The organism is Methylorubrum rhodinum (assembly GCF_014199935.1).
GTDB classification, from domain to species: Bacteria; Pseudomonadota; Alphaproteobacteria; order Rhizobiales; family Beijerinckiaceae; genus Methylobacterium; species Methylobacterium rhodinum.
In genome coordinates this window covers 47,324-74,016 of record NZ_JACHOP010000004.1, presented here as the reverse complement: position 1 = coordinate 74,016, position 26,693 = coordinate 47,324, and the positions used below count along the sequence as shown (strand labels likewise).

General features: G+C 73.5%; 12 protein-coding genes. 5 read left to right on the top strand and 7 right to left on the bottom strand.

Going from position 1 to position 26,693, the window contains the following annotated elements:
- Nucleotides 1-137: 137 nt before the first annotated feature.
- From HNR00_RS06380 to HNR00_RS06365, 4 genes are all read right to left on the bottom strand, one after another.
- On the bottom strand, nt 138-1,433 hold the full coding sequence (locus tag HNR00_RS06380) for a lysine N(6)-hydroxylase/L-ornithine N(5)-oxygenase family protein (protein ID WP_183566670.1): 1,296 nt from the start codon (nt 1,431-1,433) through the stop codon (nt 138-140).
- A 74-nt stretch (nt 1,434-1,507) separates the two neighbouring features.
- A complete protein-coding gene (locus tag HNR00_RS06375; RefSeq protein ID WP_183566667.1) occupies nt 1,508-6,157 on the bottom strand; it encodes a non-ribosomal peptide synthetase in 4,650 nt (1,549 codons plus the stop codon).
- Nucleotides 6,157-14,316: a non-ribosomal peptide synthetase gene (locus HNR00_RS06370; protein ID WP_183566664.1), complete on the bottom strand. Its 8,160-nt coding sequence runs from the start codon at nt 14,314-14,316 to the stop codon at nt 6,157-6,159. Before HNR00_RS06370 ends, HNR00_RS06375 begins: the two co-directional genes overlap by 1 nt.
- A 2-nt stretch (nt 14,317-14,318) precedes the next feature.
- Nucleotides 14,319-16,190: a non-ribosomal peptide synthetase gene (locus HNR00_RS06365; protein WP_183566661.1), complete on the bottom strand. Its 1,872-nt coding sequence runs from the start codon at nt 16,188-16,190 to the stop codon at nt 14,319-14,321.
- A 211-nt stretch (nt 16,191-16,401) separates the two neighbouring features.
- Between HNR00_RS06365 and HNR00_RS06360 the strand changes: the two genes are divergently transcribed.
- A complete protein-coding gene (locus tag HNR00_RS06360; protein ID WP_183566658.1) occupies nt 16,402-18,051 on the top strand; it encodes a cyclic peptide export ABC transporter in 1,650 nt (549 codons plus the stop codon).
- Between the two features lie 83 nt (nt 18,052-18,134).
- On the opposite strand, the gene HNR00_RS06355 is transcribed toward HNR00_RS06360, so the two are convergent.
- Entirely contained in the window at nt 18,135-18,653 is a 519-nt protein-coding gene (locus HNR00_RS06355; protein WP_183566655.1) for a sigma-70 family RNA polymerase sigma factor, read from the bottom strand.
- A 215-nt stretch (nt 18,654-18,868) separates the two neighbouring features.
- Here HNR00_RS06355 and HNR00_RS06350 point away from each other — a divergent pair, with 215 nt between their 5' ends.
- Complete coding sequence (locus HNR00_RS06350) at nt 18,869-19,660, top strand: GNAT family N-acetyltransferase (RefSeq protein ID WP_183566652.1); 792 nt, start codon at nt 18,869-18,871, stop codon at nt 19,658-19,660.
- A gap of 182 nt (nt 19,661-19,842) precedes the next feature.
- Here HNR00_RS06350 and HNR00_RS06345 read toward each other — a convergent pair whose 3' ends face one another.
- A complete protein-coding gene (locus HNR00_RS06345) occupies nt 19,843-21,120 on the bottom strand; it encodes an NAD(P)/FAD-dependent oxidoreductase (protein ID WP_183566649.1) in 1,278 nt (425 codons plus the stop codon).
- Between the two features lie 666 nt (nt 21,121-21,786).
- On the opposite strand from HNR00_RS06345, the gene HNR00_RS06340 reads away from it, so the two are divergent.
- The 3 genes from HNR00_RS06340 (at nt 21,787) to HNR00_RS06330 (ending at nt 25,677) form a co-directional block, all read left to right on the top strand.
- Nucleotides 21,787-23,595: an acyl-CoA thioesterase gene (locus HNR00_RS06340; protein WP_183566646.1), complete on the top strand. Its 1,809-nt coding sequence runs from the start codon at nt 21,787-21,789 to the stop codon at nt 23,593-23,595.
- Between the two features lie 61 nt (nt 23,596-23,656).
- A complete protein-coding gene (locus tag HNR00_RS06335) occupies nt 23,657-24,859 on the top strand; it encodes a GSCFA domain-containing protein (protein ID WP_183566643.1) in 1,203 nt (400 codons plus the stop codon).
- Nucleotides 24,760-25,677 carry a WcbI family polysaccharide biosynthesis putative acetyltransferase gene (locus tag HNR00_RS06330; RefSeq protein ID WP_183566640.1) on the top strand — a complete coding sequence of 306 codons (918 nt, stop codon included), beginning with the start codon at nt 24,760-24,762 and terminating at the stop codon, nt 25,675-25,677. The genes HNR00_RS06335 and HNR00_RS06330 overlap by 100 nt, the downstream gene beginning before the upstream one ends.
- A gap of 16 nt (nt 25,678-25,693) precedes the next feature.
- Here HNR00_RS06330 and moaA read toward each other — a convergent pair whose 3' ends face one another.
- Nucleotides 25,694-26,680, bottom strand: coding sequence for a GTP 3',8-cyclase MoaA (gene moaA / locus HNR00_RS06325; protein ID WP_183567344.1), 987 nt, complete (start codon nt 26,678-26,680; stop codon nt 25,694-25,696).
- Nucleotides 26,681-26,693: the final 13 nt, after the last annotated feature.

Genomic DNA, 26,693 nt, shown 5'->3' with positions numbered 1-26,693 from the left:
TTTTAAAAAATCACAGCGCTGAACTTCCTATTTTCCCCGGATGGTCGGTCGAATTGTGGCGCGAACGCCACAACAGAACTGGAATCGTGGCGATGGATGGAACCACAGCCACGTCGTCGACAGGCCGAGCCCCGGTTTCAGCCCGCCGAGGCGAGCGTGCGGCCGGACCCGGCGGCGGTCAGGTCGCCCACGACCTCCGCGGCCCGCAGCGGCAGGATCGAGAGCAGCGTGTCGGACAGACCGTGGCTGCTCTCGTTGCAACCCTGGAGGTAGATGCGCGAGGTGTAGGTTGCCGGCGTCTTGAGCCGGTAGAATCGGTCGACCTCGAAGCCCCCGAGATCGGCCGCGAGGCCCGCGAGCAGCCGGTGGTGGCTGTCGTGGCGGTAGCCGGTGGCCAGGATCGCCACGTCGAAGCCCTCGCTCACGACCTCGCCGGTCACCGCGTTGCGCAGGTCGAACAGGAGGCCGTCGCGCTCCCGCGCGGCCTCGATGGTGCGGCCAGCCAGCACCCGGTGCGGCTCGACGCCCGACACGCGCTGGCGGTAGAGCATCGCGTAGATGCGCTCGATCAGGTCGTGATTGACCACGGCGTAGTTGGTGTTGCGCATGGAGGCGATGAGGTCGCGGCGCGCCTCGGCCTCCATCGCGTGCACGGCATCGACGAAGGCAGCGTCGAACACCTCGTTGACGAAGGGGCTGTCGTCGGCGGGGCGCAACGCGTGGTCGCGCAGGATCAGCGTCGCCTCGGCCTCGGGGAAGCGCTGGGTGACGTCGAAAAACACCTCCGCCGCGCTCTGCCCGCCGCCGATCACCGCGACCCGGACGGGACCGCGCCCGGCGATGCGCGCGTCGCGGCGCGAGAGGTAGGACGAGGTGTGGATGATCCGGTCCTCGGGGAGGCCCTCGAACAGGGCCGGGATGCGCGGGCGCCCGCCCACCGCGACGACGAGGTCGCGGGTCAGGCGCTCGCTGCGGACGCCCTCGGCGTTGCGCGAGAGCACCCGCAGGCGCGAGACGGTGCCGTTGCGCAGGACCGGCTCGACCGCCTCGACGGTCTCGGAATAGCTGACGCGGTCCTCGAAGGCGGCCGCCGCCCAGCGGAAGTAGTCGGTGAACTCCTCCCGCGTCGGTGCGTCCTGCTTGAGGTTGATGAAGCTCTCGAGCCGGCCCTTGTGGTGCAGGTAGTTCACGAAGGTGAACGGGCTCGTCGGGTCGCGCAACGTCGCCAGATCCTTGAGGAAGGAGATCTGGACGGTCGCCCCCTCGATCTGCATGTCGCGGTGCCAGTGGAAGCCGTCCTGGCGCTCGAGGAAGCCCCAGTCGAGCCGCTTGGCGCCGGGCATCTCGGCGAGCGCCACGGCGAGCGCGAGATTGGCCGGCCCGAAGCCGATGCCGATCAGGTCCCTCTCCTTGTGGATGGTGGTGTGGGTCATGCGCATCCCGCTCGTTCCGCTGTTGGGGTCCGGGGCGCCTTTTTTTCCGCGCGGCCCGTGTGTGTCTCGAAAGGTCAGGCCGCCGCGCCCGGAAGCGCCGGAGGGGACCAGAGCCGCGCGACCGGCCGGTCCGGATCGCGGGCGGCGGCGGCCAGCACGGCGGAGAAATCGTCGGCCAGCGCCTCGACGGTGGCCGCATCGAACAGGTCGGTGAGGTAGCCGATGGAGACGAGCAGGCTGCCGTCGGGCCGCTCCTTGAAGTCGAATTCGAGCTCGAAGCACTCGTTGGTGTCGGCCACCGGCAGGTCGCTCGCCCGCAGGCCCGGCAGGAGGTCGCCGCCCTCGGGTCCGACCCGGAGGTAGCTGAACAGGGTCTGGAACGGCGCCGCCTCGCGGTCCAGGTGACCCCTTCGCCCGAGGGCATCGAGCAGGCGGGCATAGGGCACCGGGCCCGAGGCCTGGGCGGCGAGGCGCTCGTCGCGCACCGCGGCGAGGAGTTTTTCGAAGGGTTGGGTCGGATCGACGTCGAGCACCGTGAGATCGGTGGCGACGAGGCAGCCCATCACCGCCTCCAGTTCCGCCGGGCCCCGGTCGGAGACGAGGATGCCGAGGCTCATGGCGTTCCGGTCGCTGCGCCGCCGGAGCGCCACGCCGAGGGCGGCCATCGCGACCATCGGCAGGGTGGCGTTCAGCGCGCGGGCGTGGGCGGACAGCCGCGCCGTCGTGGCGGCGGGCACGTCGAAGCGGACCCGCGCGCCGTAGGTGCCGAGATCGGGCGAGCGCCTCCGGTCGGTCGGCACCGGATCGGGCCGCCACGGGCCGGACAGGCGCTCCAGCGCCTGCGCGAGCCGGGCGTCGGCGGCGGGCGTCCGGTCCTGCGCCCGGCGCCACGCGGCGTAGTCGGTGGCTTGGCGCACCGGCTCGGGCAGATCGGGCGCGATGCCGGCGGCGAAGGCGCGGTAGCCGGCGCCGAGTTCTTCGAGCAGCAGCGCCATCGAGCGTCCGTCGCCCGCGGCGTGGTGGACCGCGAGCGTCAGGGCGTGCTCCTGCCGGCCGAGCCGCGCGAGGCCGACGCGCACCGGCAGGTCCGCCGCCATGTCGAAGGCGCGAGTCGCCTGCTCCTGCGCGAAGTCGAGCGCGGCGGCCTCGGCCTCCGCGCGGGGCCGGCCGGTGAGGTCGAGGCGCTCGACGCGGACGGCCGCGGCCGGATGCACTACGAGGGTGAGGCCGGCCTCGCCCTCGCGGAAGGTGGTGCGCAGGGCCTCGTGGCGGGCGACCGCGTGGTCGAGGCTCGCCCGGAGCGCGTCGGTGTCGAGCGGGCCGGTCAGGCGGATCGCCCCGAAGATGTTCCAGGCGCCGCTGCGGGGGTGGAGCCGCTGCCAGTGCCAGAGCCCGGCCTGCATGTCGGTCGCCGGAACCGTCCGGCCCGAGGCCACGCGGGGCACGCCGGCCCCGGCCGTGACCGCGGGTGCGGCCTCGATGCGGGCCGCGAGCGCCGCGAGCCCGGGCGCGTCGAACACCGCGCGCAGCGGCAGGTCGCGCCCGAGTTCGGCGCGGATGCGGGCGACGAGCTTCGCCGCCAGCAGCGAGTGCCCGCCCAGTTCGAAGAAGCCGTCGGCCCGGCCGACCCGCTCGACGCCGAGCAGAGCGGACCACAGACGCGCGAGCGCCGCCTCCGTCGCTCCCTGCGGGGATTCGTAATCCTGCGCCCGCCATTCCGGCGCGGGCAAGGCCTGCCGGTCGAGCTTGCCGCTCGCCAGTCGCGGCAGCGCGGGCAGCACCACGATCAGCGACGGGCGCATATGCGCCGGGAGGCGCTCCGCGAGATGCGCCGACAGCGCCTCGGCGAGGTCCGCCTCCGGCCTCTCCCCGCCCCGTTCGGCGACGTAGGCGACGAGATGCGCCTCCTCGCCGCGCCGCGCCGCCGTCACCGCCGCCTCGCGGCAGCGCGGATGGGCCAGCAGATGCGCCTCGACCTCGCCGGGCTCGATGCGGAAGCCCCGGACCTTCACCTGCGCGTCGAGGCGGCCGAGATAGGCCAAGCCGCCGTCCGCACGCCGCACCACCCGGTCGCCGGTGCGGTAGAGCCGCCCGCCGGGCGCCCCGAACGGGTCGGGCACGAACCGCGCGGCGGTCTCGGCCGGCGCGCCGACATAGCCGCGGGCGAGACCGTGGCCGCCGATGTACAGCTCGCCCGGCACGCCGGGGCCGACCTCGTTCAGCGCCTCGTCGAGAACGTGGGCCGTGCGGGCACCCACCGGCGTGCCGATCGGCAGCCAGTCGGCCCCGTCCCACGTGGATGCCGGGGTATCGGGCTCGACGGCCAGCAGCAGCGGGGTGATGACGGTCTCGGTCGGGCCGTAGCCGTTGATGATGCGAGAGGGCGCGAAGGTGTTTCGCACGGCCTGGAACGCCTCGATGCCGAAGGCCTCGCCGCCCGCCGTCCACGAGCGCATCGGCAAGGGGCCGCCGCCGGCCTCGCGATGCGCCTCAGCGAGGCTCGCCAGCAGGGCGGGCGACATGCCGGTGACGGTGACGCCCTCGCGGCGGATCGCGTCGAGGGTGTCCTGCGCGGTCCAGCCGCGGGGCTCGCCGATGACGAGGCGCCCGCCATGGAGGAGCGCGGCGAGCCAGGCCTCCGTCGCGCCGTCGAAGGAGAGCGCGATGAGGTGGAGCACCCGGTCGTCGCGGGTCAGGCCGTAGCGGTCGCCCACCGCCTCCGCATGCATGGCGAGCGGCCCGTGGGCGACGGCGACGCCCTTGGGCTGTCCGGTCGAGCCGGAGGTGAAGATGACGTAAGCGAGCTGATCCGGGTGGATGTCGAGGTCGGGCTCGGTGTCGGGTCCGGCGAAGGCGTCCGGATCGGACAGATGCAGGCTCGGGCATGCGACGGGCCCGTCGCCGGGGACGTCGGTGACGAGAAGACGCGCGGCGGCTTGGGCGATAACGGTGTCGAGCCGCTCCTGCGGAGCTTCGGGATCGACGGGGACGTAAGCCGCGCCGGCCTTGAGGACGGCGAGGATGGCCACGAACGCTTCGGGCGAGCGCGAGAGACGTAGCGCGACGCGGTCCTTGGTGCGGATGCCGCGGCGGAGGAGGGCGTGGGCCAGCGCGTTGGCGCGGGCGTTCAGCGCGGCATAGGTCAGGCGTTGCTCGCCGTGGATGAGAGCGATGCGGTCGCCGTCATTGGCGGCGAAGGCGGCGACGCGGGTGGCGACCGGCACGAAGGGCGGCACCGGCGGCATCCGGTGCTGCGCGGCGAGCCGCGCACGCTCCTCGTCCGTGAGCAGCGGAGCCGCGCCGCAGGGGGCGAGCGGACGGGCCAGAAGGGCGTCGAGCAGGCCGACGAAGCGCGCGGCCCAGCGCTCGCCCGTACCGGGCAGGAAGCGCGCCTCGGCCAGGATCATGACGCCGGAAAGCGCGCCGCCCTCCGCTTCCTCGACGCCGAGGACGAGATCGAACTTCGCCGTCTCCGGCGGGGCGGGCACCGCCTCGGCAACGAGGCCGGGGAAACGGGGCGGCGTCGGCGCGCGCTCGTAGCCGAACATCGCGTCGAAGGGGTTTTGGCCCGCATCGCCGAGCCCCTCGGCGATGCGGTCGAAGGGCAGGGCCTGCTCCGCCAATCCCTCGCGCAAGGTCGCGGCGGCGGACTCGACGAGGTCGGCGAAGGGGCGGTCGGCGGCAGGCCGCAGCCGCAACGCCAGGGTGTTGACGAAGGGTCCGACCACGCCGTGGGTCGCCGCGCCCTGGCGGTTGGCCGCGGGCATACCGAGGCAGAGGTCGTCGCGGCCGGTGCTGCGGCCGAGGAAGACCGCGAATGCCGCGAGCATGACGGCGGCGGGCGTCACGCCTCCTTCCGCCGCCAGTCGGCGGATCGCGTCCTGCAGGCGCGCCGGGAAGGCGAGCGGTATCCGCCGTGCCCGGCCACCCTCTCGCTGGGCGGCGGGGAGACGCTCGGGAAAGGCGAGGCCGTGCTCTGCGTCGGCGAGGCGTGAACGGGCGCGGGCGAGGGCGTCGGCGTCACGGTCGATCTCTTGGCGGATCGCCTGCCACGCCGCCCAGTCGGCGAAGCGCAGCGGCGGCGCCGGGATCGCGGCGTCGCGCCCGTAGCAGTGGGCGGCGTAGTCCGCGCCGATCTCCCGCGTCAGCACGCCGAGCGACCACGCATCGCAGACGGCGTGGTGCAGCGCCAGGATCAGCGCGTGCCGGTCCGGCCCGAGGCGCACCAGCGCGGTCCGCAGCAGCGGGCCGGCGGCGAGGTCAAAGGGGGTCTCGACCGTCGCGCGGATGCGTTCGCGCAGGGCCGCTTCCGACGCGTCGCCCGAGAGGTCGTGCTCGTCGAGCGGGATCGGCGCGGCCGGTTCGGCGATTTGGAGCACGCTGCCGTCCTCCGCCTCGATGAAGCGGGTCCGCAGCGCGTCGTGGCGAGCAACGAGCCCGTCGAGTGCCCCCTTCAGGGCGGCGCGGTCAAGCGGGCCCGTGAGGCGGACCGCCCCGCCGACGGCATAGGCCGCGCTCGACGGATCGAGCCGCCAGAGGAAGTAGAGGCGGATTTGCGCGTCGGAGGCCGGGGCGGGTTTGCCCGGATCGGTTGCCGGCACCGGCAGGTCGTCGAAGCCGATCCCGGCCGCCTCGTAGCGGGCGAGCAGGCTCGGGCGCTCCTCGGGCTTGGCCGCGGCAAGGCGCGCGGCCAGCGTGCGCAGGCGGTCGGTGAGCGCGCTCATCAGGCGTCGAGCTCCGCCAGCAGCGCGTCGGCTCGGGCCAGCTTGTCGTCGTCTCCGCCCGCGGCGCCGGCCGCTTCGACGGCGGCCGCGAAGCCCCGCAGCGTCGGCGCCTCGAACACCGTCTTCAGCGGCACGAGGCGGCCGAGTTCGGTCTCGATCCGGGCGACCATGCGGGTCGCCGTCAGCGAGTGGCCGCCCAGGCGGAAGAAGTGGTCGTCGCGGGCGATCCGCGGCAGGCCGAGGAGGTCGGCCCAGATCGCCGCGAGCGCGGTCTCGGTCTCGCCCTCGGGTTCGGCGCCGCTCGCCGCGACCGCCTCGGGCTGCGGCAGGGCGGCGCGGTCGATCTTGCCGTTGGGCGTCAGCGGCAGTCTGTCGAGGAGCAGGATCGAGCCCGGCAGCATGTGGGCCGGCAGCCGCGCCGCGAGATGGTCGCGCAACGCCTCCGGCGAGAGGCCCGCATCGGCGACGGCGTAGGCCAGCAGCCCCTCCCCGCCGGGGGCGGGCGTCACGGCGGCCTCGCGCACCGCCGGGTGGGCGGAGAGCGCCGCCTCGACCTCCGCGGGCTCGATCCGGTAGCCGCGGATCTTCACCTGATGGTCGAGGCGGTGGAGGTAGTCGAGGCGGCCGTCGGCGCGCCGCCTGACGCGGTCGCCGGTGCGGTACATCCGGGCGCCGGGCTCCCCCGACGGATCGGGCACGAACCGTTCGGCGGAGAGGCCCGGCCGACCGCGATAGCCGTGGGCGAGGCCGGCGCCGCCGATCCAGAGTTCGCCCGCCGCGCCCGTGGGCACCGGCTGAAGCGCGTCGTCGAGGACGTGGAGGGTGGTCGCGGCGAGCGGACGGCCGAGGCTCGGGGCGCCCTCGCCCGGCTCGACGCGGCCGGCGGAGGACCAGATCGTCGTCTCGGTCGGCCCGTAGACGTTCCACAGGGTGCCCACGCGCGATCCGAGCCATGCGGCGAGATCCGGCGCCAGCGCCTCGCCGCCGCAGAGCGCGGTGAGGCCGGGCCGCCCGGCCCAGCCGCTCGCCATGAGCTGGCGCCACGTGGCCGGCGTCGCCTGCAGGACCGTGGCCTCGCTCGCCTCCAGCAGGGCGGCGAGGCGGCGCGGGTCGGCGGCATCCGCCCGCGAGGCGACGTGGAGGCGCGCACCGATCACGAGGGGCAGGAACAGTTCGAGCGCGGCGATGTCGAACGAGAGGGAGGTGACGGCGACGAGCCGGTCCCCGGTGCCGATGCCGAGTTCCGCGTCCATGGCGGACAGGAGGTTGGCGAGCGCCCCGTGGCCGACCATCACGCCCTTCGGCCGTCCGGTCGAGCCGGAGGTGTAGATGAGGTAGGCGAGGTCGTCGGCGCGTGGCGCGAAGTCCGGGACCGGGCCGTCCGCCTCGCCCGCGATGTCGAGCATGGTCCAGGGGCCGGCGGGGGCGCCCGCGCAAAGGTCGGGCTCGGTCAGGAGCGCGGCGAGGCCGGCATCCTGCGCCATGAAGGCGAGGCGCTCGAACGGGTAGTCGGGATCGAGCGGCACGTAGGCCGCCCCCGCCTTCAGCGTGCCGACGAGTCCCGCCACCATGGCGGCCCCGCGCCCGACGAGGACGCCGACCCGGTCGCCGCGCCGCACGCCGGCGGCGGCGAGGCGCGCGGCCACCGCGTCCGAGCGGCGGTCGAGTTCGGCGTAGCTCAGGGGGCCGCCCGGCCCGTCGACCGCGATTTTCTCCGAATTTTCCTGTGCTCGGGCGCGCAGTCGCGCCGCGAGGGACACGAAGGGTGCCGCCGCCGGTCCCGCGGCCGGACGGTCGTCCGGCGCCGCGAGAGCGATGCCGCCGAGCGGCGCCGCGTCCTCCGCCGCCGCGAGCGCGTGGAGCGCCCGCTCGAACGCCGCGGCGATGTCTTGGATCTCGGCGGCCGAGAAGGCGTCCGTGGCGTAGGCGAGCCCGACCGTCGCGGTCTCGCCCGCCTCCACCGTGACGGTCAGCGGGTAATGCGTGTCCTCGCTCACCAGCACGTCGCGGAAGGCGAGCGCGCCCGGTGCCGGGGCGCGCAGCTCCGGATCGACGGGGTAGTTCTCGAAGATCAGGACCGTGTCGAACAGGGCCTCGCCGCCCGTTCCGGCGAGCGCCTGCACCTCGAAGAGCGGGATGTGTCCGTGCTCGCGCAGGGACAGGTTCTGCTCCTGCAGCCCGGCGAGGTAGGCGCCGATGGCCAGATCGGGCCGCGGCGCGCTGACCACCGGCAGGGTGTTGATGAACAGGCCGAGCATGTCCTCGGCACCGGGCAACGCCTCGGGGCGGCCGGCGATGGTGACGCCGAACAGGGCCGGGCGGCTGGTGCGGCGGGCAAGCACCAGCGCCCAGGCCGCCTGAACCAGGGTGTTGAGCGTCACGCGCTTGGCGCGGGCGGCGGCGCGGAGGCTCTCGGTGCGCCCGGAATCGAGCCGCAGCATGTGCCGGCCGCGACCGCGCGGACCGGCGCGGCCGGAGGACAGGCGGAACGGCTCCTCGACGCCCGCCAGCGCGGCGCGCCAATGGGCCTCGTCGGCCGAGCGGTCGCGGGCGGCGAGCCACGCCACCGCATCGCGGAAGCGCGGGGCCGGGCCCTTCGGCGCCTCGCCGCGGTAGCAGGCGGCCACCTCGGCAAGCAGCCGGGCCGAACTCCAGCCGTCGAGCAGGATGTGGTGGCGCACCCAGAGGACGCGCCACGCCGTCTCGCCCGTCCGCACGAGGACGAGGCGCATCGGCGGGGCCGCCGCGAGGTCGAAGCCGCGGGCGCGCTCCTCGTCGCCGAGGCGCGCGAGGCGGGTGTCGAGGTCGGGCAGGCCGCGCCAGTCGTGCTCTTCGAAGGCCGGTTCGGCACCGGCATGCACCACCTGCTCCGGCTCGGCCCCGTCGTCGCGGGCATGGAAGGTCGAGCGCAGGATGTCGTGGCGGGCGAACGCGCCGCGCCAGGCCGCGCGGAAGCGCTCGACGTCGAGATCGTCGAGGGTGAGGCCAAGCAGGTTGACGTAGGCCGTGTCGCCCGGCGCCAGCCGGGCGTGGAAGAACAGGCCCTGCTGCATCGGGCTCAAGGGGTAGCGATCCGCCGCGCGAGCGTCCGCCGGCCCGGCGCCCGCGAGCCGGCGCAACTCGGCCTCGAAGACCGCCGCGATCCGCTCGGCCTCGGCGGCGTCGTAGAGGGCGGGGTCGAACAGCCAGTCGATGTGGAGGCGTCCGTCGCGCAGGCGGGCATCGACCCGCAGCGGGTCGAGCATCGGCGCATCGGGATCGCGCTCGGTGCCGGGGCCCTCCGGCGCCAGGGTGAAGGCACCGCCGGCCATCTCGGCATCGAGGCGGCCGAGATAGTTGAACACCGGCCCGCGCGGGGCGGACACCGCCGCCCGCAGGTCCGGCGCGGCGAGATGGGCGAGAAGCCCGTAGCCGACGCCGCCCTCGGGCACCGCCCGCAGGGCGTTTCGGACCTCCGTGACCTGCTCGGCGCGCTCGCCGCGGACCGGCAGGCGGACGGGGTAGAGGCTCGTGAGCCAGCCGACCGTCCGGTCGAGGTCGGCGGGCGCGAAGGACGGATCGCGGCCGTGGCCCTCCAGCCAGAGGGTGACGGCATCGGTGTCGGTAGCGAGCGTGCGGGCCAGCGCCGCCGTCATCAGCTCGTGCGGGCGGGCGTCGAGGCCGGCCGGCGCCGTCTCCATCACGGCCCGCGTCGCCGCGGAATCGAGACGGGTGGCGCGGCGATGGGCCTCGCCGAGGCGGGTCGGACTCGTCGGAAGAGAGGGACCGGCGGTCGTCGTCCAATGCTCCGCCTCGTCCCGCAGCGTCTCCGAATGGGCGTGGAGCAGCAGGGCGCGGGCGTAGTCCGAGAAATCCGTCTCGGGGGCCGGCAGGGCGATCGCCGCGCCGCGGCGTTGCTGGTCGAGGCCGAGGGCGAGGTCGTCGAGCAGCACGCGCCAGGACACGCCGTCGACGGCGAGATGGTGGATCGCCAGCAGCAGGCGCTGGCTGCCGTCGGGCAGGTGCACCAGCAGCGCCCGCAGCAGCGGGCCCTCGCCGATGTCGATGCCGCGCTGGACGGACTCGCAGGCGGCCGGCAGTTCGGATACGTCGGCGAGGGTGCGGACGGTGAGGAGGTCGGCGGTCTCGGCCGCGGCGACGCCTTGGGTCCAGCGCTCGCCGCGGGGGCGGACGCGCAGGCGCAGGGCCTCGTGCCGGGCGACGAGAGCGGCGAGCACGTCCGCCAGTGTCGGGGTGTCGAGGGTGTCGCGCGGGACCAGCAGCACCGACTGGTTCCAGTGGCCGCGGTTCGGGACGGGACGCGCCAGGAAGGCGGCCTGGATCGGCGTCAGCGGCACTTCCTTGAGCGCCGGGCGCGGGGCGTGGGTCGGGGCGGGGGCCGGCGCCGGGGCGGCGGCGAGCGGCACCGCGACGGCGGCGAGTGCGCGCAACGTCTGGTGCTGGAAGACGAGCTTCGGCGTCAGCTTCAGCCCGCGGCGCTTGGCGCGCGCGATGATCTGGAGGCTGAGGATCGAATCGCCGCCTAGCGCGAAGAAGTTGTCGTCGAGGCCGACATTCGGGCGGCGCAGCACCTCGGCCCAGATTTCGGCGAGGATGCGCTCGGCCTCGCTGCCACCCGCGGGCGCGGCCGGCTGCACCGGAGCGGCCTGTCCTGCCGGCACCGACGGCACCGCCACCTGGGCGAGCGCCCGCACGGTCTGATGCTCGAACACGTTCTTCGGCGTCAGCCGCAGGCCCTGGCGCTTGGCCCGCGCGATGATCTGGAGGCTGAGGATCGAATCGCCGCCGAGCGCGAAGAAGTTGTCGTCGAGGCCGACGCTCGGGCGGCGCAGCACCTCGGCCCAGATGCCGGAGAGAATCCGCTCTGCCGCGCTCGGCGCGTCTTCGGCCGGCTGCGGCGGAGCGAGCGGCACGGCGACGGCTGCAAGCGCCCGCACGGTCTGGTGCTCGAACACCTGCTTCGGCGTGAGCCGGAAGCCGCGTCGTTTGGCGCGCGCGATGATCTGCAGGCTGAGGATGGAATCGCCGCCGAGGGCGAAGAAATTGTCGTCGGGGGCGACGGACGGACGGCGCAGCACCTCCGCCCAGATCTCCGACAGGACGCGTTCGGCCGCGTGGCCGGTGTCCGCGCGCTGCGGCTCCGGTGAACGAACCTCGGTCAGGCTCCCGGGTGCGGGCAGCGCCCGGCGGTCGAGCTTGCCGTTGGGGGTGAGCGGGACGCGGTCGAGCCGCAGCACGTGGCTCGGCACCATCGCTTCCGGCAGGGTGCGGGCCAGGGCCTCGCGCGCGCCGGACGCAGCGTCCGGCGTGCCGGTGACGTAGGCGAGGAGGCGCGGGCGCCCGGCCTCGGTGCGGTCGAGGACGACGTGGGCGGTCGCGATGCCGGGGAGCGCGCGCAACGCCGCGGCGACCTCGCCGAGTTCGACGCGGTGGCCCCGGATCTTCACCTGATCATCGCCGCGGCCGAGGAAGCGGAGGGTGCCGTCGCCGCCGAGCCGGACCCGGTCGCCGGTGCGGTAGAGCCTTTCGCCCGGCCGCGACGGATGCGGCACGAAGCGCTCGGCGGTGGCGCCCGGACGCCCGAGATAGCCACGGGCGACCTGCGCTCCGCCGATATAGAGTTCGCCGATGGCGCCGGGCAGCACCGGCGCGAGGTTCGCATCGAGCACCATCGCCTCGACCCCGGCGAAGGGGAGCCCGAGCGGGACGGTGCCGTCCTCGACCGCATCCATGACTTCGTGGGCAAGGACGCCGACCGTGGTCTCGGTCGGCCCGTAATGGTTGATGATCCGGCAGCCGGGCCGCAGCCCGCGCACCCGCGCGGCGAGCGAGGCCGGCAGCGTCTCGCCGCCGAGGATCAGCGCCGTGTCCGGCACGATGTCCGGCGCCCGCGGTGTCGCGAGCAGGCCGTCGAGATGGCTCGGCACCAGTTTGAGCACGCCGATGCGGTGCCCCTGCACCGCGTCGGCGAGGCGGTCGGCATCGAAGGCGGCGTCCGCCTCGATCAGGTGGAGGGTGCGGCCCGAGACGAGGGCGCCGAACAGCATGGTGTGGCCGAGATCGGCCGCGGGGGTCGTGACGAGGCCGAAGCTCGCGTCCTCCGCCAGGTCGAGCCGTGCGAGCATGGCCTGCGTGTAGGCGGCGATCGCCCGGTGGGGCACGAGCACGCCCTTCGGCGCGCCGGTCGAGCCCGAGGTGTAGATCAGGTAGGCGCCCTGGTCCGGCAGCGGCGGGGCGAGCGCTGCCGCATCCGGCGGCAACGGACGGGCCGCGAGGTCGGCGATGGCGTGAGGCGCGGGGCCGAGGCTCGCCGCAGCGGCCTTGCTGTCGGAATCGTGCAACGCGCGGCGGGCGCCCGCATCGGCGGCGAGCCGGCGCAGGCGCTCGGGCGGCAGCGTCGGGTCGAGGGGCGCGTAGACGCCGCCGGCCCGCATCACGCCGAGCGCCGCGATCACGAGGTCGAGGCTGCGCCCGGCCAGCACCGGCACCACCTCTTCCCGCGCCAGCCCGTCGGCGATCAGGGCGTGGGCGAGCCGCGTCGCGGCGGCGTCGAGGGCGGCGAAGCTCAGCGTCGCGTCGCCCGCCCGCAGGGCGACCGCATCGGGCCGCGCGGCGACCTGCGCCGCGAAGGCGGCGAGCACGTCCGGATACGGTTGGTCGGCGGCCTCGCCTTCAAGAGCCGAAACCTCCGCCGGCACCCACTCGCCGAGCGGGCGCTCGGGCCGGGCGGCGGCGTGGCGCATCAGGTCGGCATAGGCGCGGGCGAAGCGCTCGGCGAACTCTGGGTCGAACAGGTCGGTCGCGGTGGTCAGCATCGCTTCGATGCCGTCCGCGCGGTCGGTGACGTCGAGGCTGAGATCGAAGTGGGTGGCGTTCTCGACGAGATCGACCGGCGTGGCGCTCAAGCCTGCGGCGCGGATCGTGCGCGGGGTGTCGAGCTGCTGGGTGAACTTCACCTGGAACAGCGGATTGTAGCTCAGCGTCCGCTCCGGCTGCAGCGCTTCCACCAGCGCTTCGAACGGCACGTCGGAATGGGATTGCGCCGCGAGCGTCGTCGCCTTCACGGCGGCGATCAGGTCGCGCATCCGCGTCGCGGGCTCGACCTTCGCCCGGATCACCTGGGTGGTCACGAAGAAGCCCGGCAGCCGCTCGGTCTCGGGCCGCACCCGGTTGGCGCTGGAGACGCCGACGCGGATGTCATCCTCGCCCGTCAGCCGCGCGAGCAGGGCGTGCAGGCCCGCGAGCAGCACCATGAACAGGCTCGCCCCTTCCGCCCGGGCGAGCGCCCGAACCTGCCGGCTGGTCTCGGCATCGAGGGTGAAGGTCTTTCGCGCCCCGCGGAAGCTTTGGGCCGGGGGACGCGGCCGGTCGGTCGGCAGGGCGATCGGCGGATGTGAGGCGCCGAGCGCCGCCTTCCACCAATCGAGCTGGCGGGCGAGTTCGCCGCCCTCCAGCCGCACCCGCTGCCACGCGGCCCAGTCGGCGTAGCGCACCGGCGGGGCGGGCAAGGCCGGCTCGCGACCCTCGCGGAAGGCGCCGTAGGCAGCGAACAGCTCGCCGACCAGAATGTCCATCGACCAGCCGTCGGAGACGATGTGGTGCATGGCGAGCCACAGCAGGTGCCGCTCGGGCGCGATCCGCACGAGGCCGAACCGGACCGGGGGCGCCGCCGTGAGGTCGAAGGGCGCGCAGGCACCGGCCTCGGCGCGCGCGCGGGCCGCGGCCTCGCGCTCGTCCGCGGGCCGGTCGGCGACGTCGGCGCGGGCGAGCGCGACCGGCGCCGCCGGATGGATCAGGGGCTGCGCCTCGCCGTCCTCGGTCGGCGCGAACGCGGTGCGCAAGGATTCGTGGCGGGTCACGAGCCAGTCGAGGCTGCTTTGGAGCGCCGCCTCGTCCAGCGGGCCGTCGAGGCCGAGCGCGCTGCCGAGGTTGTAGGCGTGGCTCTCCGGCTCGAGCTGCCAGAGGAACCACAGGCGACGCTGGCCGAGCGCGAGCCGGTCCGGCGCGTCGTCGGCGAACGGCATGATCGGCAGGCGCTCGAAGGCGATTCCGCGGGCGTCGAGCGCGTCGAGGAAGGCGGCGCGCTTCTCCGGCGGCAGGGCGGCGAAGCGGCGGGCGAGCCCGTCCCAGCTCGGGTTGCGGTCGGCGGCGGCCGTCATGGTCAGACCTCTTCCCATTCGGCTAGCAGGGCATCGACGTCGTCGAGGGCGCGCGCCTCGTCGCCCCCGTCGATCTGCGCGGCGAGCGCGGCGAGCGTCGGCGCGGCGTAGAAGGCCGGCAGGCCGACATGCGCGCCCATTTCCTCGCGGATCTTCTGGACGAGCTTGGCGGCGAGCAGCGAGTGGCCGCCCAGTTCGAAGAAGCCGTCGGCCCGGCCGACCCGCTCGACGCCGAGCAGAGCGGACCACAGACGCGCCAGCGCCTCTTCGGTGGCACCTTCCGGCGCCGCGTCGTCCCGCCCCCGCCATTCCGGCGCGGGCAAGGCCTGCCGGTCGAGCTTGCCGCTCGCCAGTCGCGGCAGCGCGGGCAGCGCCACGATCAGCGACGGGCGCATGTGCGCGGGCAGGCGCTCGGCGAGATGCGCCGACAGCGCGGTGGCGAGATCCGAATCCGGCTCCTCCCCGCCCCGCCCGGCGACGTAGGCGACGAGATGCGCCTCCTCGCCCCGCTTGACCGCGCTCACCGCCGCCTCGCGGCAGCGCGGGTGGGCCAGCAGGTGCGCCTCGACCTCGCCGGGCTCGATGCGGAAGCCGCGCACCTTCACCTGCGCGTCGAGGCGGCCGAGATAGGCCAAGCCGCCGTCGGCACGCCGCACCACCCGGTCGCCGGTGCGGTAGAGCCGCCCGCCGGGCACCCCGAACGGGTCCGGCACGAACCGCGCGGCGGTCTCGGCCGGCGCGCCGACATAGCCGCGGGCGAGACCGTGGCCGCCGATGTACAGCTCGCCCGGCACGCCGGGGCCGACCTCGTTCAGCGCCTCGTCGAGGACATGGGCCGTGCGGGCGCCGACGGGGGTGCCGATCGGCAGCCAGTCGGCTCCGTCCCAGGCGGATGCCGGGGTATCGGGCTCGATGGCGAGCAGCAGCGGGGTGATGACGGTCTCGGTCGGGCCGTAGCCGTTGATGATGCGGGCCGGCGCGAAGGTGTTTCGCACCGCCTGGAACGCCTCGATGCCGAAGGCCTCGCCGCCCGCCGTCCACGAGCGCATCGGCAGGGGCCCGCCGCCGGCCTCGCGATGCGCTTCGGCGAGGCTCGCCAGCAGGGCGGGCGACATGCCGGTGACGGTGACGCCCTCGCGCCTGATGACGTCGAGCGTGTCGCCGGCGGTCCACGTCCCGGGCTCGCCGATGACGAGGCGTCCGCCATGGGTCAGGGCGGCGAGCCACGCCTCCGTCGCGCCGTCGAAGGAGAGCGCGATGAGGTGGAGAATACGGTCGTCGCCGGTGAGGCCGTAGCGGGCCCCCACCGTCTCTCCATGCATGGCGAGCGGCCCGTGGGCGACGGCGACGCCCTTGGGCTGTCCGGTCGAGCCCGAGGTGAAGATGACGTAGGCGAGTTGATCCGGGTGGATCGCGAGGTCGGGCTCGGTGTCGGGTCCGGCGAAGGCTTCCGGGTCGTCGAGGCGTAAGGTGGGGCAGGCGACGGGCCCGTCGCCGGGGGCGTCGGTGACGAGGAGGCGGGCGTCCGCCTGCCGGATGACGGTGTCGAGCCGCTCCTGCGGGGCTTCGGGATCGACGGGGACGTAGGCCGCGCCGGCCTTGAGGACGGCGAGGATGGCGACGATGGCGTCGGGCGAGCGGTTCACGCGCAGGGCGACGCGGTCCTCGGTGCGGATGCCGCGGCGGAGGAGGGCGTGGGCCAGCGCGTTGGCGCGGGCGTTCAGCGCCGCATAGGTCAGGCGTTGCTCGCCGTGAATGAGAGCGATGCGGTCGCCCTCGGCGGCGGCGTGCGCGGCGATGCGCGCGCCGACCGGAACGAACGGCGACGCCGGCTCGTCGGTCCGCTCGCGGATCGTCCTGACTGCCATGCCCATGCGTGCGACCGTTCCCGGAACGACCGGTGACCCGGCCTCTCGACGGCAGGACGGACGGGGGCCCGCGAAATTTAGAGGTTTCGCCCGAAACGGAGCGATGTCGCGCGGTCGGTGCCGTTTCGGGCGGCAGGCGCCGTTCTTCCGGGCCGAGACGACTAAATCCTTCCGGGCCCGACGCGTCCTTACAGACGACTCAGCCGCCGGAGGGGCGATGCAACCCGAGACCTCGGCCGCCATCCCGCAGGGGCGCGCGCTCCTGCGCATCCTGGCGCAGTGCCCGCGGCGGCACCTCGCCCTGGCGCTGGGGGCGAGCCTCGCGGCGGCGGCGGCCGGGATCGGCATGGTGGCGACGGCGAACGAGATGCTGGCCGGGCGCCACGATCCGCACTGGCTCGGCCTGGGCTTCGCGGCGGCGGCCCTGCTCGGATTGTGCGGGCGGGTCGGCGGCGGGCTGCTGTTCGCGCGGCTCGGCGAGGGCGTGCTGCTCGACATCCGTCGGACGCTGGCGGCGCGGGTCGCGGCGGCGGAGTTCGCCCGCGTCGAGCGGCTGGGCGCCGCGCGGGTGCAGTCGGTGATGACCGACGACGCCGCGCGGGTGGCCGACTTCCTCGTCGCCGTCCCCAACATCGTCATGAACGCCACGATCGTGGCGGGCTGCCTCGCCTATCTCGCCTGGACCTCGCTCACCGCCTTCGGGCTGGCGCTCGCGACGATCCTGGGGGGATCGCTGGTGTTCCATCTCGGCCATGCGCGGGCGCTGAAGGAGCTCGATCGGGCAGGCTCCGCCCAGGACGAGCTGTTCTCGCACTTCGACGGATTGTTCAGCGGCGCCAAGGAGTTGAAGCTCAACCAAGAGCGCCGGGAGGCCTTTCTGCGGCTGTCGCTGGAGCGCAGCATCGAGGAGGTGCGGGCGCATCGCCTGCGGGGCCTGCGCGTCTACGTGGCGGCGGCCGGGACCGCCCTCTTTCTGGTGCACGCCCTGATCGGGGTGCTGACCTTCGGCGGGGTCGCCGTCACCGGCTCGATCGTCGTGTTCCTCTACCTGATGATGCCGCTCGACGCCCTTCTCAACAACCTGCCGAACGCCCAGCAGGCGCGGGTCTCGATGGGGCGGATCGACCGGCTGATGGCGGCGGTGGCCGAGCCCGAGCCGGTGCTGGCGCGCAGCCCCGCGGCGGGGTTCCGCGAGTTGCGGCTGGAGGGGGTTCGCCACCGCTACTACCGCGAATCCGAGGACGGGATGTTCGAACTCGGGCCGATCGACCTGACGTTCCGGCCCGGCGAGGTGACGATCCTGATCGGCGGCAATGGCAGCGGGAAGACGACGCTGGCCAAGGTGCTGACCGGCCTCTACCGGCCGGACGGCGGCTCGATCCTGCTCGACGGCGTCGGCGTGACCGAACTCGATCGTGCCCGATTGCGTCGGCTCTTTTCTGCCGTGTTCTCCGACTTCCACCTGTTCCCGACGCTGGACGGCCTCAGTGGCGCGGGGGCCGCCCTCGACGCGCAGGCGAACGAACTGATCGCCAAGCTCGAACTCGGCCACAAGGTCTCGGTATCGGGAGGCGTCCTCTCGACCCGGTCGCTGTCGCAGGGCCAGCGCAAGCGCCTCGCCCTGGTGGTCGCCTATCTGGAGGACCGGCCGTTCTACCTGTTCGACGAATGGGCCGCCGACCAGGACCCGGCCTTCCGCGAGGTGTTTTACCGGAAGCTGCTGCCGGAACTGCGGGCCCGCGGGAAGGCGGTGCTCGCGATCTCCCACGACGACCGCTACTTCGACGTGGCCGACCGCTGCGTGAAGCTGGAGAACGGCCGGCTGGTGGAGGCCGGGATCGTTCCGGCCGCGAAGGCGAGCGCGTGAGGACGGTGCCGCGACGGCGGGGCGGCGCTCATCCGCCGGACGCCTCGGCCCCGATCACCGATCGGGATCGAGGCGACCCGGAATCACGGCGCGGCCGCCGCCCGGCACAGGGCAGTGGCGTCGCGGATCATGAAGTTGACGAGCGTCGGCGACACCCCGGCGCGGGCTGCGATGTCCTTCTGCGGCACGCCGTCGACCCGGTGGGCCAGGAAGGCCTCGCGGGTGCGGGCGGGCGCCTCGTCGAGGGCCCGGATCGCGAGGGTGAGCGATTGGCGCGCCTCCAGGCGCCGCAGCGGGCAGTCGCAGGGGGCGGGCACCGCGTCGCCCGCCTCCGGGGGGGCGTTGCGGCGGCATTCGCGGCCGGACTGGCGCACCGCATCGATGGCGGCGTTGCGCACCATGCGGCGCAGGAAGCCGGCGGCGTCGGCGACATCGGCCGCCACGCCGTTCTGGCAGACCTTCAGGGCGACGTCCTGCACCACGTCCTCGGCCCGCGCCCCGCAGCGGACCACGCGGCGCGCCGTGTCCACCAGCTCGGCGCGACGGCTCAGCAGCACCGTCAGCAGCGCGCCGGGGGGCGCCTCCTTCGTTCTCGTCGGCATCGCATCCCTGCCGTTTCCGGGCGGCGACGAATCGAGTTCCGCCGTCGTCACGATGAATTGAATACGGGCCTCAGCGTATCGCCGGCGCCTATACTCATGGTCCTTAGCATCGACCTTCAGGGCCGACAACGAAGACTCTTCTAAGAGGTTGCAATGTGGAACGATTCCAGATCAATCTCTTCATTGGAACAGATGTAAACTTGCCAATAGACGACATGCCCACCAACGACTTGACTCCTCTGCAGCCGGCGCAGCGAGCGCCCGATCTGCGAACGCTGCTCGACAGCCATGCGCGGCTACAGGCAGGATTCTATATCTCAGGTTGCGATACCGCGCCGGATGGCGGCCACTGGCTGTGGTCGCGCCACATCGCCGAATTCGGGCTCAATGTGGGCATCGGCGTCCGCGACGGCGCGTGGCTTCGGGCGCAGGCCGAGCGGCGGAGCCGCGCCGCGGTGGCGCTGGCCGCCGACATGGCGCAGGCCCGCGACCTCTGCGTGGCGCTGAACGCCGCCCCGGTCGCCGCCATGGCCTGGATGTGGCGGGCCCTGACGCCGGCCGACGCGGGTGCCGCCGAGGCCGACATCGCGGTCTCGGATCGCCCGGCCGCGGACGAGGACTTCCTCGGCGTGATGGCGCGGCAATCGGCCAACCCGGCGGTGAACGCGGCGACGATGGAGGGCTACGGCCCGGCCCTGCGCGAGGCGGAAGGCCGCCCCGGGATCCACGTCCGCCACCTGACCCTGTGGGCCGGGGGCGAGCCGGTCGCCTGCGCCTCGATCCACGCCGAGGCCGGCCTCGCGGGCCTCTACAACGTCGCCGTCGCGGCCCCGCACCAGCGCCGCGGCCTCGGCCGCCGGATCACGATGCGCGCCATCCACGAGGCCGCCGGCCTCGGCTGCACCGGTCTGCTGCTCCAATGCGTGCCGGGCGGGCATGTCGAGCGGCTCTACGCCGCCCTGGGCTTTTCGCGGGTCGCGCGCCCGCTACTGCTCGCCCTGCGCTGATCTCCCCGCGTTGCGCGTCGTCGATCGAGCGTCGCCGGCGTGACCGCAACATCGTTTCGAGGCGTGGCGATCGCGGCTCGGCATGACGCACGACCTCGCGGCGGCCACCGGCCCCGTCGCCGAGGCGGCGGACCTGTTCTTCCGAATGGATGCGGGCCGTCGCGCCGTCGGCGCAGGCCCCCTCAGACCGCCTCGATCCGCGGGCCGAGTCGCCGTCGCCGGCCTGCGAGGCGGGTGCGGAGCACGGTGGCCGCGGCCCGCGCGAGCGCCGTCGGCGCCATGAATTCGGTGAGGCCGATGTTGCGCGACGCGTAGGCGAAGAGCCGGCCGGCGTGGTGCGGATCGAGGGCGGCGGCCTCGAACATAATCCGTTCGGGCAGCCACCACCGGCGCCCGCGCGCGTAGCTGGCGATGTGCCACGCATGGCCGGCGAGGGTCCGGCGGTGGCGGCGGGCATAGCTGCGCAGCGCGCGGTCGACCGGTCCCCGGGCCAGGAGCGCGTCCGCGGTCGCCGCGACGAGCCACTCGGCCGATCGCAGGGCGAAGGCGCAGCCGGTGCCCCAGACCGGATCGACCGAGAGCGCCGCGTCGCCGACGAGGGCGAGGCCCGGCACGGCAGCGGCCCGGCCCTGGTTCGGCATGTCGACGAAGCCCATCACCGGGCCGACGCGCTCGGCCGCCGTCAGGTTCGGCCCGTCCGGCAGCGCCGCGAGGGTGCGGGCGAGCGCGGCCTCCGGGTCGGCCTTGAAGTCCGGCAGCAGCGCCTTCGGCAGGGTCGTGGCCGCGATCGTGAGGCCGTCCTCGTTCGGAAAGGTGTAGCTGATGCCCGCCTCGCCCATCCACATCCGCGAGCGCCCGCCGTTCGGGTCGAGCCCGCGATAGGCGGCGTAGTAGAAGAAGCGGGCGTTCTCCGTCTGCCGGGCCTCGATCCCGGCGAGCCGCGCGACCGGCGAGGCGCGCCCGTCGGCACCGACATGGAGGCGCCCGCGCAAGGTCCGCTCGCTCCCCTGCCGGTCCCGCACGGACAGCCACGCGACCCGGCCCCCCTCGCGCCCGAGGCCGGTCGCCGTGTGGCCGGCGAGAAGCTCGATCCCGGGCGTGGTCGCGGCGCGGGCGCGCAGGAGCGGGTCGAGCCGGCTGCGGCGCAGGTTGTAGCCGTGGCCCGGATGGCCGGGCGCGGCCTCGCCCTCGCGGATCCAGCCCCAGCGCGTGTGCAGGTCGAGCCGGTTGCGCACGCCGCCGCAGGCCTCGATCGCCCGGTCGAGCCCGAGCCGCTCCAGTACCGGCAGCGCGCTCGACTGGATGTAATGGGTGCACAGGCGCTTGTAGGCCGCCGGATCGGGATCGCGCTCGACGAGCGCCACGGTGAGGCCGGAGCGGGCGAACAGGATCGCGGCGGCGCAGCCCGCCACGCTCGCGCCGACGACGACCACGTCGTGCGTGAATCCCTGTATGACCATGACCCGCCGACAGCCCCCGAGACCGGCCGGGATGCTGACGGCCACGCTCGCTCGAGGCAAGCGCCGGGACACGCCGCGACGCGGTCGCCCCGCCGGATTTGCATGGCTCGCCGGGCCGTGCGCGGCGGCCCGTCGGGCCGCCCGCCGTCGCCGGACAGGTCGGGCCACGTGGCTATATTGTCGAGCCGCGCTACCGCGCCGATCCCTCGGGTGTCCGGACCGTCGAGGCGAGGACGGCGTCTCGGGACGACTATTGACACGGATGTCGGCGTCCGGATCGAGCTTGGCCTTTTCAGACTATCCGATGGCGTCGGCGCGCTCGGTACAACCTGTATTGCACAACCCTGGGTGGATAGACCCTCGATCCGTCCGCGACCGGGGAAGCCGCAAGATGACGGCCGTCGTCGCGCCGCCGGGCTTGTGCCGCCACTTTCCGCCGATACTGCCTGATCCGGCAATCGATCCGCCTGAAACGCCGCTCGACTTGTCGAACGACCGTCAAGGTCGGCAGATGATTTGTGGTTAATCGAAATCCAATTCATAACGATTGCTCCAGGAGAATTCGGCAGAACTGCAAAAAAAATCTTGGGCACCGTGCCTTGGAATGCATACCGGAAGCTTTCGCCGTCCGTTAACCTTGGCGCCTCCCGGTCGCGGACTCGAATCATGCGCTCGCCGTTCTCCGAATCGCTCTCCTGGGCGCCGACCGTGGCGCTCTCCTGGTTGTGGGGGCTCGGGTTCTTCTACGCGATCCACGTGGTGCTGGCGCATGGATGGGTCGGCTTCGCCGCCTTCGCCGGGCCGAACGCCCTCGGGCTGTTCCTGTTCGGCTGGGTGCTGGGGGATCGGCGCCGCGATCCGGCGGCGATCCTGCGCAAGGCGGAGGGCGCCTATGCGGGCCTGTTCCTGCTGGCCCAGCTCTTCGCGGTGGCGATCACGGTCTTCGCCCTGTTCCGCCATGTCGGCCAGCCGCTGTTCGGCGACCGGGCGGCGGCGGGGATCGTCGGCCTCGTGCTGGTGGCGGCGACGCTGGGACACGCGGTGAGCCTGCGGCACCTGCGCTGGATCCATGCCGGGCTGCTCGCCGTCGGCATCGGCGCCGGACTGTCCGCCTGGAGCGGGCTCGGCGCGGTGCCGCCGGCCGCGCCGACGCCGTGGTGGGTGGCCGACGAGCGCTTCTTCGGCCTCGTCGTGCCGAGCCTCGTCGGCTTCCTGCTCGGGCCCTGGACCGACCTGCAGCACTGGCAGCGCGCGGTCGAGATCCGCCGCGGCGGCGGCTCGGTGCGGCTCGCCTACGGGGTCGGCGCGGTGCTGTTCCTCGGCCTGCTCACGCTGAACGCACTGATCGCCTCCGCCGCGGGCCCGGCCGGGGCGGTGACGACCGCCGACGGCCTGGCCGGGTTCCAGCCCGCGGTGGCGGCGGCCGTGCTGCGCGGCGGCCTCGACCAGGCCGGCACCGCCTTCGCGCTCTGGGCGGTCATCGCCGCGGTCTCGACCATCGACAGCGCCTACGCGGCCCTGCGCTGGTCGATGACGTCGGTCACCGCGCGCAGCACCTCCGTCCTCCTGACCTTCGTGCCGCCGAGCCTCGTCGCCTCGCCGCTCTGGATCCTCGTCGGCGCGGGCGGCCTCGCCGCGGCCGTAGCGGCGGCCGACCTGTCGATGGTCTACCTGATGCTGCCCTTCGCCACGCTGCTCGCGGGTGCCGCCGCCTGCCTCGTGCTGGAGGTGCTGGGCGTGAAGCGGGCCTACGACCCGGTGCTGTGCGCGCTCCTCGGCGCCACCGCGGCGCTGCTGGCGGTGGCGGGCTACGTCACCCCCAACGCTGCGCTCCTGACCATCGCCGCCCTGGTGCCCCTCGTCGGCGCCCTGCCGATGCTCGCCGAGTTCTTTGGGATGTCCGCGCCCGCTCCGGCCGCCGCGGCAGCCGAGCCCGAGCCGGTCGCGACGGTGATCCGCGTCGTCAACGACAACAATGCCGGCGCCGAGGGCTTCGAGGGCCGCGACTTCGTCATCCGTCTGACGCCGACCTACGACGACACCAACTCGGTCGGGAACGTCTACTTCGCCAACTACGTCCGCTGGGTCGGCAAGGCGCGGGAATTGTTCTTCAACCACTGCGTCCCGGGCTTCGACATCGCCTCGACCGAGTTCTACATCCTCACCAAGTCGTTCCAGCACGATTTCCGCCGCGAGGCGCGGGAGTTCGAGCCGCTGACGGTGCGCATCCGGGTCAAGCATTCGAACCGCAAGTTCGTCACGCTGGAGCACGAGATCCACAGCGCGACCCAGGGGCTGCTCGGGCGCGGCGAGCAGAGCCTGATGTTTGTCGACACCCGCACCTACCGCCCGCTCGACATCCCCCGCAGCATCGTCGAGGGCTTCCTGCCCTACGCCCCCGCGGGCGCCCCGCCGGCCCGCTGGCGCGACGAGGCGGCGGTGCCGCTGCAGCCGCCGCAGCCGCTGGCCTCCTAGCGATCGCCGCGGGCGGCCCGCATTGCCCGCCCCCACCCGCTCGGTTACGGTCCGCCCGCCGATGCAGGACCGCGCCCCTCCCAAGAACCCCTATGCGGGTCTTCCCGACCACGCCTTCTGGGACCGGTCGGTCGGTGGCCTTCCGCTGTTCGCCCTCGATCCGATGGCCGGGCCACCCGTCCCGGCCGGTTTCCGCCTCAGCCGGCAGACCCGGATCGCCACGGCGGGCAGTTGCTTCGCCCAGCACATCGCCCACCGGCTCCAGGCGAGCGGCTACCGCTACCTCGTCACCGAGGACGCGCCGGAGGGGACGGCGCCGAGCGAGGCGCGGGCGCGGGGCTTCCGCCTGTTCTCGGCCCGCTACGGCAACGTCTACACCGCGCGCCAGCTGCGCCAGCTGATCGAGCGGGCCTATGGCCGGTTCGTGCCCGCCGACATCGCCTGGACGCGGCCGGACGGGCGCTTTGCCGATCCGTTCCGCCCGCGCATCGAGCCGGAGGGATTCGCTTCGCCTGAAGACGTCGAAGCCGAGCGGCAGGTGCATTTCACCCACGTCCGGCGGCTGTTCGAGGAACTCGACGTGTTCGTCTTCACCCTCGGCCTCACCGAGGGCTGGCAGGCTGCCGGTGATGGTGCTGCCTTCCCCTTGAGTCCCGGCGTCGCGGCGGGCACCTTCGACCCCCAAAGGTACGTCTTAGCCAACCAGCCGGTCGAGGCGGTGATCGCCGATCTCACCGCCTTCGCCGACGCGCTGAAGGCGGTGAACCCGAACGCGCGGATCATCCTCACGGTCTCGCCCGTCCCCTTGGTCGCGACCTACGCGCCGCGCCACGTGCTGCAATCGACGGTGCACAGCAAGGCGGTGCTGCGGGTGGCGGCCCAGCGCCTCACGGACACCCGCGACGACACGCTCTATTTCCCCTCCTACGAGATCGTCACCTCGCCCGAGGGCGGCTTCCGCTATCTCGAGAGCGATCTCAGATCCGTCAGCAAGGACGGTGTCGACCATGTCATGCGGGTCTTCTTCCGCCATCTCACCGAGGGCGGCGACGCGGTCGCCCTCCCCGCTTCCTCCCGCAGCCTGCACGAGGCGCGGTCCGAATTCGCCGCGCAGGCCGCCTTGGTCTGCGACGAGGAACTCCTGGCCGCTGGGGGCGCGCGGCCGTGGCTAGGCGCATCCTCGTCGTCGGCAACAACTGCCAAGTCGCGGTCCTGGGCGGGTGCCTTCAGTTCCTTGCGCCGGATGCTGAGATCGCCGCGGTAGAGCCCGCCAATTTCGCGCGCTTCGATTCGAGCCCCGAGCGGCTGCTCGCGATGGCGGCGGATTTCGACCTCACCGTCAGCCTGCCGTTCGAGAAGGGGCCGCTGGGTTCGCTCACGCCCGCCCGGCTGCGCGACGCCGCGCGGATCCTCGTGCCTGTGCCGACCATCGTCTTCCCGGCCTTCCATCCGGACATCGTCTACATCGCGCACAAGGGCCGGCAATACGGCTCGCCGATGGGCGACTACCACTCGGCGTTGATCGTCTACGGCGTCGCGCAGGGTTTTTCGGCGGATGAGATCGTCTCGCTGTTCCGGGCCGAGGTGTTCTCCAGGATCGGCTATCTCGACGACTGGTTCGGCGCCCGCGACTCGCTCCTGCGCTCGGCCCGCGCACATGGCTGCGACCTCGACCGCCTGTTCGCCGGCTGGATGCGCCGCGGCTGCTTCATGCACACGGTCAACCACCCGAAGCTGTTCGTGATGGAGGATCTGGCCCGCATGGCGCTGGCGCGGTCCGGCATCCCGGCCCGTTCGGCCCGCTGCGAGGACGTGCTGCCCGATCCGCTGAGCAACAGCGTCTGGCCGGTCTATCCCGAGATCGCCGCGCGCTACGGCGTTCCCGGCAGCACCACCTTCAAGCCGCCCCGCGGCGGGTTCGACTTCCTCGCCGACGCCGTCCGCTGCCTCGATCTGCGGGCGATGGTGGAGGGCTCGCTGGCGCATTACGCACAGACGCCGAGGATCGCCGAACATTGCGACCGCGTCCGCGGCTGGCTCGGCAAGCGGGAGGTGCGGGAGACGCTGCGGCCGAAGGCGTGACGCGGCCGCGCAGGCGCTATCCCCCCGTCACGCTCATATGCCGCGGCACGGCGGCCGGGCGGGCGCGCTCGATGACGAAGTCGTGGCCCTTGGGCTTGCGCGAGATCGCCTCGATCACGGCGCGCGTCACGAGCGCGTCGTCGGGCGAGGCGCGCAGCGCCGCGCGCAGGTCCGCGGCGTCCTCCTGGCCGAGGCACATGTAGAGCTTGCCGGTGCAGGTGAGGCGCACGCGGTTGCAGCTCTCGCAGAAATTATGCGTCAGCGGGGTGATGAAGCCGAGCCGCCCGCCGGTCTCCTCGACGCGGACGTAGCGGGCCGGGCCGCCGGTGCGGTCGGGCAGCGGCGTCAGGGTGTAACGCTCGGCCAGGCGCTGCCGGGCGACCGAGAGCGGCAGGAACTGGTCGGTGCGGTCGCCGTCGATCTCGCCGAGCGGCATCACCTCGATCAGCGTCATGTCCATGCCACGCGCGTGCGCCCAGACCAGCATCGGCGCGATCTCGTCCTCGTTGACGCCCTTCAGCGCCACGGCGTTGATCTTCACCTTGATGCCGGCCGTCCGCGCCGCCTCGATTCCGGCGAGCACCACGCCGAGATCGCCCCGCCGGGTGATCTCCCGGAATTTCGTCGGGTCGAGCGTGTCGAGCGAGACGTTGATGCGGCGCACGCCGAGGTCGGCGAGTTCGGGAGCGAAGCGGGCGAGCTGCGAGCCGTTCGTCGTCAGCGTCAGCTCGTCGAGCGCGCCGCTCCCGAGGTGGCGCGACAGGCGGCGGAAGAGCTGCATGATATCGCGCCTCACCAGCGGCTCGCCGCCGGTGATGCGGAGTTTCCGCACGCCGCGATCCACGAACACGCCGCACAGCCGGTCGAGTTCTTCCAGCGTCAGCAGGTCGCGCTTGGGCAGGAACTGCATGTCCTCGGCCATGCAATAGGCACAGCGGAAGTCGCAGCGGTCGGTGACCGAGAGGCGCAGGTAGGTGATCGCCCGCTGGAACGGGTCGATCAGGGGCGCCGGTCTT